The sequence below is a fragment of the Acetobacterium wieringae genome, from assembly GCF_026646375.1.
GTDB lineage: Bacteria > Bacillota > Clostridia > Eubacteriales > Eubacteriaceae > Acetobacterium > Acetobacterium wieringae_A.
Genome location: NZ_JAIPPU010000004.1, coordinates 1 through 15,635, shown reverse-complemented (window position 1 = coordinate 15,635; position 15,635 = coordinate 1). Strand labels below are relative to the sequence as shown.

Here is a 15,635-nt window from a genome sequence, read left to right as displayed (position 1 = left end):
CGTTAGTTCCTCACTTCCTGGTTTTCATCCCGTAAATACTTGCCGACAATTTTCATGGCACAGAAGTCACCGCACATGCTGCACTCGGATTCGAAGTTGGTGCTGCGATCCTTCCAGACCTGTGTCGCCGTCTCGGTGTCAATGGCCAGTTCCATCTGTCGGCCCCAGTTAAGTTCCCGGCGGGCATGGGACATTTCCAGATCCCAGGCAATCGCCGCCGGATGACCTTTGCCGACATCACCAGCATGGGCAGCAATACGGCTGGCCATCACGCCCAGATAAACATCGTCGGCACTGGGCATACCGATGTGTTCGGCCGGAGTCACATAGCAGAGAAAGTCCGCACCATAATAGGCAGCAATCGCTCCGCCAATGGCGCCAGTGACATGATCCATCCCAGCCCCGGAATCGGTGGGTAGACAGCCAAAGACAAAGTAGGGTGCGCCATCGCATAATTGTTTTTGCAGTTGGACTGTTGTTTGGATCTGATCCAGTGGTACGTGACCAGGACCTTTAACCATCACCTGAACTCCAGCCGCCCGGGCTTTTTTAACTAGCCCGCCAAGGATCACCAATTCATGAACTTGAGCGCCATCTAACGAATCAGCGATGCAGCCGGGACGCATGCCATCGGCAAAGCTCAGGACAACATCATATTTTTTGCAGATTTCCAGAACCCGATCGTATTGGACAAAAAAAGGATTTTCACACTGATTATGCACCATCCAGCCGATCAGATGGGAGCCTCCATAACTGACCAGAGGGTCAATCCGTCCTTCATCTTTAGCACGATTGATCACGTCCATGGTGGTGCCGCAGTGCAGGGCTAAAAAACTGACGCCCTCGGCAGCCTGTTTTTCCATCATTGCAAACATGTCGTCGGCGGTCATATCTAAAGCGGTACCGTATTTTTCCTGAGCCATGGCCAGGGTCTGATACAGGGGCAGGGTACCCACCGGCCGATCCACGGTAGATAAAACACTTTCGCGCATTTCGTCTATCGGGCCCCGAACACTTAAGTCCATCAGGGTATCGGCTTTGGCCTTGATCGCCTGGTCAATTTTAGCCATTTCACTGGCGATAGTATCATCGACTTCATACATCCCGACACTGGCCGATACCTTGGTAAACAGTCCTTTACCGACTGCCACCGGGTTGATATTGGGGCGGGTGCTTTTAAGAATAACGATTTCACCAGTGGCCACTCCCTGGCGAATCAGCTCGGGATCGAGCCCTTCTTTTTCGGCCACATAAATCATTTCGGCGGTGACTTCACCCGCCCGTGCTTTTTCCAGAATTGTCATTGTTTCCTCCTGAATGATTGTTGGAATTTTGGCAAATAAAAAAGTCCACAGTGGTTATTATAAAAATAACCGCCATGAACTTTACCTTCGTTCATTCAGGATCGATCATAGGCAGGTCTCCTGACTCGGGGTTTTAGCGCTATGCCACACCTTCCCATTATAAAACAGTGGTCTTTGTGGTTTGCTCCGCCCTTACAGTGATGGGTTCGTTCAGGACTCTCACCTGATTCCCTATTCTCCTTGTTGCTAAGGCACCATATGCTCGCTTTTCGATTTACTTGTTTTTGATTATACACACTAAAAAATAAATGTGCAAGAAAAAAATTAAAAAAATGATTTGGATAGTTGAGATGAAAAAAATAAAAAAAGAATCAAACTATGTTATAATAAACCAAATGAATGAGGGAGGTGAGAGGATGAATTTTGTTTTTATCTGGTTGATTTTGTTTATCGTTTTTCTGATAGCAGAACTGGTGACAGCTGGAGCGCTGGTTTCAATCTGGTTTTGTGTAGGATCTTTGGTGGCTTTAGTTGCCGCTTATTTTGGGGCCGCTTTATGGGTGCAAATGATTGTTTTTTTTGTTGTTTCCATTGGTTTACTATTGGGGACAAAGCCGTTTTTAAAGAAACATCTGGATCCTAAAACAATGGCGACCAATGCTGACAGGATCCTAAAAAACCGGGGAATTGTTGAAGAAGAAATCAATAACCTCAAAGGCCAGGGAGCGGTCAAAATAGACGGAAAGTCCTGGTCTGCCCGAAATGTTGATGGTGAGGCTGTTATTCCGATTGGCGCTGAAGTGACGGTTGTGGGAATCGAAGGCGTTAAGGCCATGGTTCGGACGGTTGAGAAAGAAACTAGTTCAAAATAAAAGGAGGAAAAAAACATGTATGGACTTATTATTTTAGGTATCATCTTTATCATTTTTATTGTTGTGATCATTGTCAATGCCAAGATTGTTCCGCAGGCCAATGCCTATGTAGTTGAACGACTCGGGGCTTACCATTCAACCTGGGAGACCGGATTTCATATTGCAATACCAATTATTGACCGGATTTCCAAGCGAATCAGTTTAAAAGAGCGGGTAGCCGATTTTCCACCACAGCCGGTTATCACGAAAGATAACGTCACGATGCAAATTGACACGGTTATTTATTTACAGGTAACCGATCCCAAATTCTATATGTATGGGGTGGATAATCCCATGAAGGCGATTGAAAACTTGACGGCGACAACCCTCCGTAATATCATCGGGGATATGGAACTCGATGCGACGCTCACTTCACGAGATGTCATTAATACCAAGATGCGGGTGATTCTCGATGAAGCCACCGATCCCTGGGGGATTAAAATCAATCGGGTGGAGCTTAAAAATATTATGCCGCCAGAAGCGATCCAAAATGCGATGGAACGGCAGATGAAGGCTGAGCGGGAACGACGCGAGAAAATTCTTCAGGCCGAAGGGGAAAAAGCCAGCGCTATTCTGGTGGCAGAAGGTGAAAAATCTGCAGCCATATTGCAGGCAGAAGGTTTGAAAGCGGCGGCTATTCTTAGCGCTGAAGCAGATCGGGAAGCCCAGATCAGACGGGCAGAAGGGGAAGCTGAAGCGATTATCACGGTTCAGGAAGCCGTTGCCAATGGGGTCAAAATGTTAAACGCTGCTGATCCAATCCAGTCGGTGATTGCGTTAAAAAGCTTATCAACCTTTGAAAAGGTAGCCGATGGCAAAGCCACCAAGATCATTATACCATCTGAAATTCAGAGTTTGGCTGGTCTGGCCACATCCCTCAGTGAAATTATGAAGGATCAGACGAAAGTTAGTCAGTAGAGTAATTTATAAACGACCATGAATGGGCAATTGAGAAATGGCTAGCCACTTCTCAATTGCCCTAAGTTTTTCAATACACCAATTAAGAAAGAAGGAATATTTTTGGGAATCACGAACACGCAGCTCATCAAACGTTTTATGCCTTATTATCAAAAATACAAGTGGATTCTGTTATTGGATTTATTTTGCGCAACCCTGACGACCGTCTGTGATCTGGTACTGCCTTTAATTGTGCGGTTTATCACCAATGCAGCGATCAATGATCTGACCAGTCTGACGGTGGAGGTTGTCTTAAAACTGGGACTGTTATATCTGGTATTGCGGCTCATTGATGCGGTAGCCAATTATTTTATGGCCGATATCGGTCATGTGATGGGGGCAAGGATTGAAACCGATATGCGTCGGGATCTTTTTTCCCATCTGCAGAAGTTATCTTTTTCGTTTTACAGTGACACGAAAATCGGTCAGCTGATGTCCCGGATGACCTCGGATCTTTTTGATGTCACCGAATTCGCCCATCATTGTCCGGAGGAGTTTTTTATTGCCGCTTTAAAAATCGGAATATCATTTGCGATTCTGAGTTCGGTTAATATCTGGCTGACAATAATTATTTTTATGGCCCTACCGGTGATGTTTTTAACCACTACTTTTTTTCGGAAACGGATGCGCCGGGAGATGAAGCGCTCCCGGGTGCAGACTGGGGAGATTAATGCCCAAGTGGAAGACAATCTGTTGGGGATTCGGGTGGTTAAGTCTTTTGCTAATGAAAATATTGAAGAGCTCAAGTTTGAAGCGGGAAACAATCAGTTTCTGGAAATAAAAAAGAAAACCTATCGCTATTTTGCGGGATTCCAGACTACGACCCGGCTCTTTGATGGGTTGATGTACCTGCTGGTGATGGTCTGTGGGGGGATTTTCATGATCAAGGGTGCTATCAATCCTGGGGACTATGTGGCCTATCTGATGTATGTCACGACGTTGCTTGCTTCGATCCGTCGGATTGTTGAGTTTGCCGAGCAGTTTCAACGGGGGATGACTGGATTTGAGCGCTTTATCGAAATTCTTGATGAACCAACCGAATTTGAAAATCAGGCTAATGAGGTGGAACTTACCGACGTGGTGGGTGATATCCGCTTTGAAGATGTTTGCTTTCAATACAACGATGGTGGTGATGCGGTGCTGTCTCATATTGATATTGAGGTGAAGGCGGGACAGAACATTGCCATTGTCGGACCCTCCATTCGCTGCGAACCCAGGTGGGGGTTGTTCAGCAGGATGTTTATCTTTTTTCGGGCACGGTTTATGAGAATATCAGCTATGGTCGGAATGATGCCGACCGCAAAAGCGTCATTCAGGCGGCCAAACACGCTGGGGTCCATTCGTTTATTGAGAAGCTGCCCCGGGGTTACGATACCTATATCGGCGAACGGGGGATCAAACTTTCAGGCGGTCAGAAGCAGCGAATCAGTATTGCCCGGGTATTCTTGAAAAATCCGCCGATTCTGATTCTTGATGAGGCCACTTCAGCGTTGGATAATGAAAGCGAACGGATTGTTCAGGAATCCCTAAAAGAGCTGACTCGAGGTCGAACGAGCTTTACCATTGCCCACCGCCTGACCACGATCAAAAATGCCGATTCAATTCTAGTACTGACTGAAGATGGGATTGTCGAAAAAGGTTCCCACGAAGAATTGCTTCGGGAAGAAGGTGTCTATTATGACCTCTACCAGATGTATCGCGAGCTGGATGAGTTAAGCGAAGAGTTTTAGCCGTTCATATTGCCGCAGTTGTAGCCGGCCAGATCCAGAGTGATGGTTTTGAGGCCGAGGCTTTTCAGGGTGGCAATCAGGGACAGCCGGTTGTCGATGATGGCGGTAAAATCACCAGGGTCGCATTCGATTTTAGCGGTATCGCCCAGTAGTCGCAGCCGGTATTGGCTTAAGCCCAGGGATTTGAGAAAATCCTCCCCGGCTTCGATGGCCGTCAGAGCGGCCGGAGTAATCGGGGTGTTGGTGGGAATCCGGGTGGCCAGGCAGGCCATCGCCGGTTTGGTTGCTGTGGGCAAGCCGTAATAAGCAGAGAGATCCCGGATATCCTGTTTCGTCAGTCCTGATTCTTTTAATGGGCTAAAAACCCCCAGCTCACCGAGGGCTTTAATCCCGGGACGGTAGTCTTTCATGTCATCAAGATTGGAGCCGTCCAGAATGACCTCGTAACCATTGGCTCGAGCAGCATCTTTGATCTGGGTAAAAATAAATTTTTTGCAGTGATAACAGCGATCAGCCGGGTTCTTGACAAAATTTTCCAATGAAAAGACATCCGCTTCAATCACTAGGGGGATCGCCCCGATTTTTTTTGCTAAAGCTTGGGCTTCGGCAAATTCTGATCGGGGTAGCATCGCGCCGTTAACGGTAATGGGCAATACAGCATCTCCCAGCACAGAAACCGCCACCTGCAGCAGCAGGGTACTGTCGACACCACCGGAAAAGGCAACGCTGACTTTGGGAAAACGTTTGATATTATCTCTCAAAGTAGCCAGTTTTTCGGTAAGAACCGGGGTTAGGGTGGTATTTATCTTCATGGTATCTCCTTGCATGTATCAATTTGAATTCTTTGATTCGGATAATGGCTATATTATAACTCCTTAAGAGGGTTCCCCGCCAGTAAATATTTTGTTATAATGTTTACACTAAATAAGTAATTGCGTAATTCATAAACATTGAAAAAATTTGCTTTGATGTTGGCTTTCACAAACCGCCAGCGAAGCAAATCGTTATTACCAGGTTTACATTAAAGAATAGGGGGAATTTGGAATGTCCGTTAAAAAAGCCATCTCACTCGGGGTGGGAATTGGAGTTTTATTTATCATCGTGTTAATTATATATGGGGTAACCCATACATTTAATCAGACCAAAAGTGAGGATCATCTGGTCAAAGGGGTGGATCTGTCCGCCTACCAGGGCGATATTGATTGGGAACTACTGGCTGATCAGAATATTGATTTCGCCTTCATCAAAGCCACTGAAGGTGATGATTATGTGGACACAAAATTTAAAACGAACTGGGAAGCGAGTCAGAAAACGGCCCTTAAGGTGGGGGCATATCATTTCTTAAATTATGATACGACGGGTAAAGCCCAAGCACAAAACTTTATTGCGAATGTACCGGTTTCTGATCGGAACCTGCCACCGGTTGTTGATTTGGAATTGTATGGAATTTATGAAGACAATGCCTTACCAAAAGAACAGGTCAAGGTTATCCTTGATGAATTCCTAAAAGAACTGGAAGATCACTATGGGGTAAAACCCATTATTTACACCACCCAGCGCATTTTTAAAATGTATATTGGATCTGACTATAAGGACTATCCAATCTGGATTGTCGATCTGGATAATGCCTGGCCCGAAACGTTACCAAACGGCGAAACCTTCACCTTCTGGCAATATAGCCACCGGGGCATGATGGACGGTTATGATGGAGATGAAACGTTTATTGACATGAACCTTTACAACGGCACTTACGCTGAATTTATTGAAGAATTCTTCTGACAATTTAAAAAAGCTGCCATAATGGCAGCTTTTTTGGTTACTGAATAATTTTCAAAAGAGGTGTTTAATTATAAACTTGCTTTCCATAAACCATGAAGGTTACAATATTCATAGGCTGCAATGACTTTATCCCCAGGAGTTAGAGCAAATTCGGCTTTGGGAGCGCCAGTTTCGGCCAGACATTTTCGCTGGCCACCTTCGGTGGTTTCAAGATAGACCCAGGCGATATGGTGTTCAGGCGTCATTGGATGGGGAACGCTACCAATATCAACGGTGACAGTATTGCCATTTACGGTGATGACGGGAACGTGTTTTTCCTGAGCGGCATCAGTCGTATTGGGCACAACTTCAGTCATGGGATCGCCACAGCAAATCATTTGAGCACCTGATTCATGAATCATTCCTACAAAATTCCCACAATGTTTACAGACGAAAAATTTTGGTTCTTTACACATAATAGACCTCCTAAGTCAATATTAATCTCTTTTGTTATATTCCCCCAAAATAAAGAAATAAACAGATTAGATTAATTCTTATCTATATTATAACATAGGATTCTAAAAAGTGAAGACAAAATTGTTGATTTTGAAAGGAGCGAAGCGTTGCTTCGAGAAGAAAGATGGAAAAACAATGGCTTTTATGGGCAAGAGAATTACAATCAATCTCTCAGTCGGGGTTGACTTACTGCAAAAACGATTATGATCTGGTTCGCTATCGTGAAATTGAAAAGTTGTCTCGAGAAATCATCGAAAAACATACCGAGGTCTCCCATGAGGTGATCAAAGAATACTATATCAGGGAAGACGGCTATTTAACACCCAAGGTCGACGTTCGGGGTGGCGTGATTGTTGACAATAAGATCTTGTTGGTTCGGGAAAAGATTGATGGCCGTTGGTCTTTGCCAGGGGGCTGGGCTGACGTCAACCGGACACCTCAGGAAAATGTAATTAAAGAAGCTTTTGAAGAAGCCGGCGTGTTGGTTAAGCCAACCCGACTGGTGGGGCTGCTGGATCGCAGTAAATGGGTACAGGATACCTGTCCTTATACGATTTATAAGATCTTGATGCTGTGTGAATTACTGGAGGGAGACTTTAAGTGTAATGCTGAAACCATCGAGAGTGGCTTCTTTGCGATGGATCAGCTACCACCACTGTCGCTGGGGCGAACCACCGAAGCACAGTTGGCCCTGTTTTTTAAAGCACACCAAAATCCTGACTATCACCCGGTGTACGATTAAAGCTAAATAAAAACCCACAAAAACTGCCAAGTGGCTGGTTTTTGTGGGTTAGCTCATACAACATATGTGGTTGGTATGTTGGTACAGGTAATCGGGGTTGTGATCATTTTGGAAACAGCGCTCTGTCCCTGAGCCTGCAACGTTTCTTCAGTTGATTTATTAATGGGTAAGGCACCGGCAATCATTTGGCCGTCTTCTGAGGCCGGGAAGAAATTTCCGTTCTTATTCAGGAAGGTGGCATATACGCGGTATTGAGTTACGCCGTTGGCATCGACAAAGGTGTAAAAACCATCCTTGTTTTCCACTGGGGTATAGAATCCAAAGGGGAGTTCGCCATCGTAATTGGTGGGAATTCCGTTCCCTTTGTCTACCTTGGTCAGCGGAGAACTGCTATTTTTCAAGGCCAGATAAACGTTTTGTTCATCAACCCAGTAATCCATTTGATAAAAACCTTCCTCCAGTAAATGAGACTGGTCATCGGAGATCGATTCTTTTTTGCCGTAAACATAGTAAACCGGTTCCCCGGCGGTATTGGTATAACCAAAAACACCAAACTGAACAGTGGTCGTAGCGCCATTGGGATCATCCGGGATGGGATTAGTAATGCTTAAAATCGAGTCAAGATGCAGTCCATTGGGAATGGTCGCTGATGTGGGAACCGTCATCAAGGTGAGATAGGCGGTAGTGCCGTCATCTTTGTCACAACCGGCAAATAGGAAAACAATCAGGGAAATTATTACGATAGATAAGAATCTTTTTTTTGACATGCCGTCGCTCCTGTTTCAAAGTTAAGTATATTTTATAACACTTTTGGTACAATAGCAATCACACTTTAGTCACAATTATGTCCAAGAATCAAACTTTCCTTGTGATTATGATGCTTTTCGTTTAAAATAGTATCAATGGTTGAGGTTGTCGGAACGGGTTATAATTTTCATTTTGCCCGAGCTTTAACCAGGTGTAAGAAACGAGGAAACGAAAATGAGTGTAGAAAAAAAACCTTTAATTGGAATTTTACCTTTATATGACAGCAATAAAAAAAGCATTTGGATGTATCCGGGATATCCCGAGGGAATAATTGCTGCCGGCGGAATTCCGGTGATTCTGTCAATTTTGAATAACGACGAGGACATTGAAGCGATTGCCGACCGATTGGACGGCTTTGTTTTTAGTGGGGGTCAGGATGTCGATCCGCAGCACTATGGCGAAGCTTTGCTAAAATACAGCAATGAAATCTATCCACCCCGTGATCAGTTGGAATTACGATTGATACGGGCAGTAATGGATCGGGATAAGCCGATTTTTGGCGTCTGTCGGGGACTTCAATTATTAAACGTTGCATTGGGAGGAACACTCTACCAGGATATCAATAAGCAGGTCAACCGGGAATTACCGATCCAGCATTTTCAACAAAATAATTTTGAATTTCCAGTTCATGAGGTTAGTGTCAATAAAAAATCCCGGCTGTATGAAATCATTGGGATGGAAATGATCCGGGTCAATAGTATGCATCATCAGGCGATTGCCCGCTTAGCACCTCAATTGACCGCTGTAGCGTATAGCAAGGATGGCCTGGTGGAGGCGGTGGAAATCGAGGGTCTTGCTTTCGGTTTGGCAGTGCAATGGCATCCCGAGTTTTTATGGCGGGATGATGAAAATACGTTGAGCGTTCTGCAGGCTTTTATCGCTGCCTGCCGAGACTAAAAAAGGAATCCCGGTTGCTTTATGCAACCGGGATTCCTTTTTTATCTGAGTAAAGAATAACTTTATTTAGCCAACCGCATCCCCTCACCAGATAGGATTGCAGATACGTCGGCATCGGTCAAAGTAAGCTCAAACCATTGCTGATAGTGGTCTTTGACGGTTTGGTTTAAATCAACATCGGCAAATAGCTCGGGATAAAAGGTCATAGCGATAAATAACGCCGCCATGTGGGGTTCCATCGAACCAGGGTGACCCCAACGGGTGACACCAACCGGAAGGGTGGTGACTCTTTGCTCGGCAACGGCTCTTAAACCTGACCATTTGGGATCGCTGAGCATATAATTAGTAGCATTGATGTCATTGGCAATGATGGCGTCGGGATTCCAGCTGTAGATTTGCTCCAAGGTGGTCATCGTTTTTTCGGCATCAGTGATCAGACTGCCACCTTGAGTTGAGACATTGATGATCCCGGCAGCATCAGTAATTTGGCTACAGAGATCGCCAGCCAGATCAGTTCGGGCAGCTTCGTTGACAGCATGGTAAACCCGGGGGCGGGCAGATTCCGGCAGGCTACTGACCCGCTGGGAAATCAGCGTCAAGGTTTGCTCGAGGGCGGCATTGTAATCGGTGGCCCGTTGTTTCTGATTAAAAACGGTACCGGTCACTGTGATGGCCTTTTGGAGCTCATCCAGGCTGGCATAATCAATGACGACCCAGGGAATTCCGGCCTTATCGATTTTTTCGATTTCTCCGGCATTTTCGGCAGTGCTTTTGCGCAGTAGCACCAGGTCAGTGTTGGTGGCCAGGAGTTCTTCAATATTGATGGCACCATCGTTAAAGGGAACCGATAGCGAACCAATATCTGGCCGTTTATAGGACATCAGTACATCTCGCTTGATACCGTTGGGAATGCCGACGATCTTCGCTTCTTGGCCCAGCATCGTCATGATGTGGGCGGTAGAGGCGTAGAGACAGGCAACCCGCTGGGGATCTGCCGGAATTTCTACCTCCCGATTTAGACAATCGACAATTGTTTTGGTTGGTACTGTTGTGGTTTGGTTCTGGATCTGGCAGCCGGTCAGGGTGCTTAGCAGCAATCCGATGAGTAGCAGGGTGCCAAAGAGAAAGCAATTTCTTTTGAGCATGGAGTGATCCTTTCTGGATAAATCAGTTAAGTCAATCAGCGGATATTTTTTAGTGGTACGATAAATTTCCGATGAATTCCGGCCTCATCGGTGGTACCCGTGGTGGCGATGATTTTAAAGACGTCTTTGAGGTTATCGCTGGTAATCACCGTCGAGGGAGGGCCGATGGCTTTGATTCTACCCTCGTTCATCAGCGCCACTCGGGTGGGTACCGATGCATTTTCCAGATAGAAGGCCTGGTTGAGAAAGTGGGTGGCCATGATAATGGTCAGGCCCCGTTCCTTGACCAGCCAGGTAATGATTTCCATTACCATCAACTCATGACGAAAATCAAGGTGAGCAGTGGGTTCGTCCAGTACCATGATGCGGGCGTCCTGGGTTAGGGCCCGGGCAATTAGCACCAGTTGCAGTTCGCCGCCGCTGAGTTCGGTGTAAAGCCGTTCCTCAAAACCCTTGAGACCCACTTGTTCAAGGCTATCTCGAGCCCGCTGTCGCTGGCTTGTATCCGGTGCGCCAAAGCCTCGGGTGGCGGCGGTGCGACCCATGACCACAATGTCCAGTACGGTATAGGGAAAGGTTTTGGTGTGACTCTGGGGCACGTAAGCGATATTCTGGGCAAATTCCCGAGGTTTCAACTGGGTAAGACTGGTCCCGCCGATTTCAATGGTTCCTTGTTGCGGCTGATTGATCCCCAGGATACTGTCAATCAGAGTGGATTTGCCACAGCCATTGGGGCCGATCACACAGAAGACTTCTCCGGGTTGAACCACAAAGCTGATATTCTCAAAAATAAGCCGCTTGGGGGTGTAGCCAAAGCTCAGGTTGTTTAAACGCAACACGGTTGTTACCAGCTCCTTCCTTTGGTTTTTTTTAGCAGATAAATAAAAAAGGGACCGCCAATCAGGGCGGTGACAATTCCCAGCGGGATTTCGCCGCCGGTTAAGCTGCGGCAGAGGGTGTCGCAGAAAATAACAAAACAGGCTCCCAGCGACATGCTGGCTGGTACCAGCCACTTATTGTCATTACCCACCAGCATCCGACCCACATGGGGAATAATTAGCCCGATCCAGCCGACGATGCCGCTGACGCAGACGGCTCCGGCGGTGGCCAGGGTAGCAAAGGCGATAATAGCAGCTTTATTGGCCAGCACATTGATCCCCAGGGTACGGGCTTCACGATCACCCATCGACAGGACATTGAGGCGGTAGCGTAGAATCAGCATACCAGCCATCCCCAGAGCCATTGGGAACAGGGCCAAAAAGACATCAGCAGTTTTAGTGGAGGCCAGACTGCCCATCAACCAGAAAGTGATGGCTGGCAGTTGAGTGGCGGTATCGGCCAGGTATTTGAGTAGGGAGATCAGCGCCGAAAAAATCGATTGAATAATGGTACCGCCCAGTACCAGGGTGATGGTGGTGGAAGTGTTGTCGATTTTCCCGGCAAAGTAGCTGAGAATTACTGCCAAAATTCCAAAGCTGAAAGCGAACACGGGTGTTAAAAAAATTGAGTTGAACAGCACAATCGCTAAAGCAGCACCAAAGCCAGCGCCAGCCGAAACCCCAAGAATACCGCTGGAAACCAGAGGATTGCGAAAGAGGCTCTGAAAGGCGGCTCCGCTGGCTCCCAGAGCCGCCCCCACCATGGCACCCTGAAAGGCCCGAGGCAAACGAATTTGTAGGATCACTGTAGCAGTTTCAGCACTGACCCCACTACGGGTGCCGGTGAGCCCCTGCCATAGGGTTATCAGCACATCGTTTAAAGATACATAGTAACGACCGATGCAAAGGGTGCCAAAGAAAAAGAACAGTGGCAGGAAAATCAGGATGATGGTGACAAGCGTTTTTTTTTGCGGTGACATTTAGGCTTTTTTACGTCGGATGATGACAATTCCCACGACAATTGCAATCGCCATCAAGCCAATGATAATCCCGTTGGTGTTTAGACCGGAATCACTATTTGCGGTCTCCGAGGTGGCTTGGCTGGCAGCTTCGTTTGTTCCGGCGGTGGTAAAGGTTAACGTGATGGGCGTTGTCAGGACATCACCACTTTTGGAACTCAGGGTGGTGTCAACCTTGATCGTATAAATAGAGCCCTCTTTAAGCGGGTCGCTGGGAACGATGTTGATGAAGTTTCTAAGATCCGGTTCCAATTGGTCATCCGCCATGGTGATTTCGGCTGCCACCGGCTGATCTCCGATCCAGAGGCTGACAGCTTTGAGGTTGGCATCCCGGACGGTGGCATAAGCGACGTTTTTACTAAATTCCAGTTTGATTGGCGTATCAACAGCGACCTCAGTGGATTTGTCGGCCGGGGTGGCAGTGACGATAGTCAGCGGTTCGGCACTACCACCGCCAGTGCCGTCACCGCTACCTGGTGCCGTGGTGGTTTCAGTAGCAGACCCGCTGCCACCACCGGAACCATCGCCATTGCCACCACCGGAGCCATTACCGCCGGCTGCCATGATACTACCGCAGCATCCAAAGGCCAACAGGCTGATTAACAGTAAGGATACAATTGTCTTTGAAAAGTTTTTTGGTTTCATATTTTCCTCCTAAAAATTAAATAAAGATTTCATACAACGGATTCCGCCACCAACCAAGCGCCGGTAGCGGCAATTATAGCAGGAGACGCTTTCTTCGGCCAGCCATTCTTCTTCCACATCGGGCTTAAATTCTGGACAGTTTATTGCCAAGGTTTGTGCCTGTTCCCAGGCTTCCATCGGAAGTTGATGCTGATCAGACATAGAAATGCTCTCCCAGTTGGCGGATTTCAGCTTTGGGAAGAGAGGTATACTGTTGGTTTTCGTCTCTTCTGACAAACAGGACATACTGATGGTGGTAAAGCACTGTTTTGGAGCGATTGCCCAAGCGGATCAGGGTCGTATCGGCTAGTGGTTCCTTACTGGTCAGATCGAGAACCTGTTCGACTTCAGGGAGGTTTTTGAGATCCGCAACGGTATAGTTTTGGTTGATCACGGCATTTTTGAGAGCTCCTTTGATTTCTCCGTCACAGCCGAATAAGCGCAGTCCAACTCCGGCCAAGGCGCCGATAATCCCCTGACCGGTACCACCATGTTCGGATAAATGGATCTGATGATCACGGGCGCAGGCCATGGCATCATCCTTAGTCAGGATTTTTTTCTTGGCCTGAATACCAAACTCCATCAGTTCGTCATAGTGACAACGGTCATCATAGGCCAGCACGCATAGACCGGGGTCAGAACCGACTGCGGCAACGGTATCGAGATGATTGGTAGCCAATTCGATGATTGTATTAAGGGTGCCATCGGGGGCTTCGCCGCAAAAACACATTGAGCTGTTATGGGAGGTATAGGGTATGTCCTCATGGATAAAGAGCTGGTGCCGGGACACCAGGGAACAGGGCCCGTATCCCCGGTTGATAATTTTTTCCTGAATCTGTTCGGCGATGGTTCCGGTGCCGATGGAATCGAGGTTGTCGGTGTCGTCAATGCAAAGGTAAAATTTCATAACGGAAAACTCCTTGGTTTAGTTTGTCGAATATAGTCATTATAAGTGAAGTGATTATAATTGTAAACTGTCTGACAATGATGGTATAATAATAAAATCATTAAGAAATTGGAAGAAAAATGCGATGTCGAAAACGAAAATTGATAAAAAAACGTGGCTACTTGAGCATCTCCAAGATTTTTGGGAAGAAGCCAGAGATAATAAAATCAAGGCCTTTGTTTATATTTCGCTGCGAATTTTGGTGGTGATTGTTTTAATCGCTGAGATTTTTAACCGAAATTACAATAATGTCTTTCTTTGTTTGTTGACCCTGGTTTTATTTATGATCCCCAATTTTCTCAACAAGCGGTTGAATATCGTCTTACCTGGCACATTGGAGATTATTGTGCTGTTATTTATTTTCGGCGCTGAAATCCTTGGGGAAATTAACGAGTATTATCTGGTTTTTGACCGCTGGGATGATATGCTTCATACAATCAACGGCTTTCTTTGCGCAGCCATCGGTTTCTCGATGATTGATATCCTTAACCGTAACGAAAAAGTAACCTTTTCGTTGTCGCCAGCTTTTGTAGCCCTGGTGGCCTTTTGCTTTTCAATGACAGTGGGGGTAGTCTGGGAGTTCTTTGAATTTGGGATGGATATGTTTTTCAAAACGGATATGCAGAAGGACTCAATCCAGACGGTGATCAGTTCGGTGATCTTTAATCCCGAGGGAAAAAATGTGGCTGTCGTGATGCCCATCGATAGCATAGTGGTTAATGGGGTGCCTTGGAATTACGGTGGCTATATCGATATCGGTTTGTATGATACCATGAATGACCTGTTTGTTAACTTTATCGGGGCGGTGATCTTTTCAATCATTGGCTATTTTTATATTAAAAACCGAAGCAAGGGGAACTTTGCCAAGCGATTTATGCCCCGTCGCAAAACTGCGGCGGAGATTTTAGAGGAACAGGAACATTACGAACACAAACATCACCATGATTTGTGAAAAACATACAAAATTTTCAAAAAAAGACTTTTATTCTGGATTTGAATATGCTATAATAACTTCCGTGGCCAACGGAAGTATCCTAGGTCACGATATGCGTGCCCTTGGCTCAGCTGGATAGAGCGTTCGGCTACGAACCGGAAGGTCGGGGGTTCGAATCCCTCAGGGCACGCCATAAATCGCAGTGGTATCCCATTCGCAAGTTTCTTGTGGATGGGATTTTTTATATTTTAACCGATATAGAAGGTGTATCTTTTTTAATTGATGCAAATAGAAGGCGGATATGCAAAATCGTTTTTTAAATTGTTGCACCACTGATTATTTATGATGTACATGTCAATATCGTTTTGAAACTTCCCAAAATAAACGGTAAAAATTACCCATTAGCA

Annotated in this window: 16 protein-coding genes, 1 tRNA gene, 1 pseudogene and 1 riboswitch; of the genes and pseudogenes, 8 read left to right on the top strand and 10 right to left on the bottom strand. The window is 46.3% G+C overall.

The annotated features are described in order from the left end of the window. Positions 1 to 2: 2 nt before the first annotated feature. Complete coding sequence (thiC, locus tag Q7P33_RS04875; RefSeq protein ID WP_303867917.1) at positions 3 to 1,304, bottom strand: phosphomethylpyrimidine synthase ThiC; 1,302 nt, start codon at positions 1,302 to 1,304, stop codon at positions 3 to 5. Between the two features lie 92 nt (positions 1,305 to 1,396). Beyond that, a riboswitch (cobalamin riboswitch) is annotated at positions 1,397 to 1,578 on the bottom strand. A 142-nt stretch (positions 1,579 to 1,720) separates the two neighbouring features. Here thiC and Q7P33_RS04870 point away from each other — a divergent pair. The 3 genes and pseudogenes from Q7P33_RS04870 to Q7P33_RS04860 all read left to right on the top strand — a co-directional run bounded on the left by Q7P33_RS04870 (position 1,721) and on the right by Q7P33_RS04860 (position 4,902). Then, complete coding sequence (locus Q7P33_RS04870; RefSeq protein WP_303867915.1) at positions 1,721 to 2,176, top strand: NfeD family protein; 456 nt, start codon at positions 1,721 to 1,723, stop codon at positions 2,174 to 2,176. A gap of 15 nt (positions 2,177 to 2,191) precedes the next feature. Further along, a complete protein-coding gene (locus tag Q7P33_RS04865; protein WP_303867913.1) occupies positions 2,192 to 3,133 on the top strand; it encodes an SPFH domain-containing protein in 942 nt (313 codons plus the stop codon). Positions 3,134 to 3,271: 138 nt separating this feature from the next. Next, positions 3,272 to 4,902: pseudogene (locus Q7P33_RS04860) on the top strand (ABC transporter ATP-binding protein). Here the strand turns inward: Q7P33_RS04860 and larE are convergent. After that, positions 4,899 to 5,714 (bottom strand): ATP-dependent sacrificial sulfur transferase LarE, encoded by an 816-nt coding sequence (gene larE, locus Q7P33_RS04855; RefSeq protein WP_303867911.1) that lies wholly within the window; start codon positions 5,712 to 5,714, stop codon positions 4,899 to 4,901. The pseudogene Q7P33_RS04860 and the gene larE overlap by 4 nt on opposite strands. 232 nt (positions 5,715 to 5,946) lie before the next feature. Between larE and Q7P33_RS04850 the strand changes: the two genes are divergently transcribed. Then, entirely contained in the window at positions 5,947 to 6,681 is a 735-nt protein-coding gene (locus Q7P33_RS04850; protein WP_303867909.1) for a glycoside hydrolase family 25 protein, read from the top strand. Between the two features lie 68 nt (positions 6,682 to 6,749). Here Q7P33_RS04850 and Q7P33_RS04845 read toward each other — a convergent pair whose 3' ends face one another. Beyond that, positions 6,750 to 7,136 (bottom strand): desulfoferrodoxin family protein, encoded by a 387-nt coding sequence (locus Q7P33_RS04845; protein WP_070372740.1) that lies wholly within the window; start codon positions 7,134 to 7,136, stop codon positions 6,750 to 6,752. Between the two features lie 164 nt (positions 7,137 to 7,300). On the opposite strand from Q7P33_RS04845, the gene Q7P33_RS04840 reads away from it, so the two are divergent. After that, positions 7,301 to 7,918, top strand: coding sequence for an NUDIX hydrolase (locus Q7P33_RS04840; protein ID WP_303867900.1), 618 nt, complete (start codon positions 7,301 to 7,303; stop codon positions 7,916 to 7,918). Between the two features lie 53 nt (positions 7,919 to 7,971). On the opposite strand, the gene Q7P33_RS04835 is transcribed toward Q7P33_RS04840, so the two are convergent. After that, positions 7,972 to 8,685, bottom strand: a complete 714-nt coding sequence (locus Q7P33_RS04835) for a hypothetical protein (protein ID WP_303867898.1) — start codon at positions 8,683 to 8,685, stop codon at positions 7,972 to 7,974. A gap of 214 nt (positions 8,686 to 8,899) precedes the next feature. Here Q7P33_RS04835 and Q7P33_RS04830 point away from each other — a divergent pair, with 214 nt between their 5' ends. After that, complete coding sequence (locus Q7P33_RS04830) at positions 8,900 to 9,622, top strand: gamma-glutamyl-gamma-aminobutyrate hydrolase family protein (RefSeq protein WP_303867896.1); 723 nt, start codon at positions 8,900 to 8,902, stop codon at positions 9,620 to 9,622. A gap of 62 nt (positions 9,623 to 9,684) precedes the next feature. Here Q7P33_RS04830 and Q7P33_RS04825 read toward each other — a convergent pair whose 3' ends face one another. Genes Q7P33_RS04825 through Q7P33_RS04800 form a run of 6 tightly spaced genes read right to left on the bottom strand, consistent with a single transcriptional unit; the run spans position 9,685 to position 14,255 of the window. Further along, positions 9,685 to 10,767: an ABC transporter substrate-binding protein gene (locus tag Q7P33_RS04825; protein WP_303867894.1), complete on the bottom strand. Its 1,083-nt coding sequence runs from the start codon at positions 10,765 to 10,767 to the stop codon at positions 9,685 to 9,687. 35 nt (positions 10,768 to 10,802) lie between these two features. Further along, complete coding sequence (locus Q7P33_RS04820) at positions 10,803 to 11,606, bottom strand: ABC transporter ATP-binding protein (protein ID WP_303867892.1); 804 nt, start codon at positions 11,604 to 11,606, stop codon at positions 10,803 to 10,805. 5 nt (positions 11,607 to 11,611) lie between these two features. Further along, a complete protein-coding gene (locus Q7P33_RS04815) occupies positions 11,612 to 12,625 on the bottom strand; it encodes an iron ABC transporter permease (RefSeq protein WP_303867890.1) in 1,014 nt (337 codons plus the stop codon). Next, the gene (locus tag Q7P33_RS04810) at positions 12,626 to 13,309 is read right to left on the bottom strand and encodes an Ig-like domain-containing protein (RefSeq protein WP_303867889.1); all 684 of its coding nucleotides are present in this window, start codon (positions 13,307 to 13,309) and stop codon (positions 12,626 to 12,628) included. A gap of 9 nt (positions 13,310 to 13,318) precedes the next feature. Continuing rightward, a complete protein-coding gene (locus Q7P33_RS04805) occupies positions 13,319 to 13,510 on the bottom strand; it encodes a hypothetical protein (RefSeq protein WP_303867887.1) in 192 nt (63 codons plus the stop codon). Continuing rightward, entirely contained in the window at positions 13,503 to 14,255 is a 753-nt protein-coding gene (locus Q7P33_RS04800) for a hypothetical protein (protein WP_303867885.1), read from the bottom strand. Before Q7P33_RS04800 ends, Q7P33_RS04805 begins: the two co-directional genes overlap by 8 nt. 124 nt (positions 14,256 to 14,379) lie before the next feature. On the opposite strand from Q7P33_RS04800, the gene Q7P33_RS04795 reads away from it, so the two are divergent. Together Q7P33_RS04795 and Q7P33_RS04790 are read left to right on the top strand one after the other, a co-directional pair. Further along, a complete protein-coding gene (locus tag Q7P33_RS04795; RefSeq protein ID WP_303867883.1) occupies positions 14,380 to 15,246 on the top strand; it encodes a hypothetical protein in 867 nt (288 codons plus the stop codon). A gap of 98 nt (positions 15,247 to 15,344) precedes the next feature. Beyond that, a tRNA-Arg gene (locus Q7P33_RS04790) sits at positions 15,345 to 15,421 on the top strand. Positions 15,422 to 15,635 lie beyond the last annotated feature (214 nt).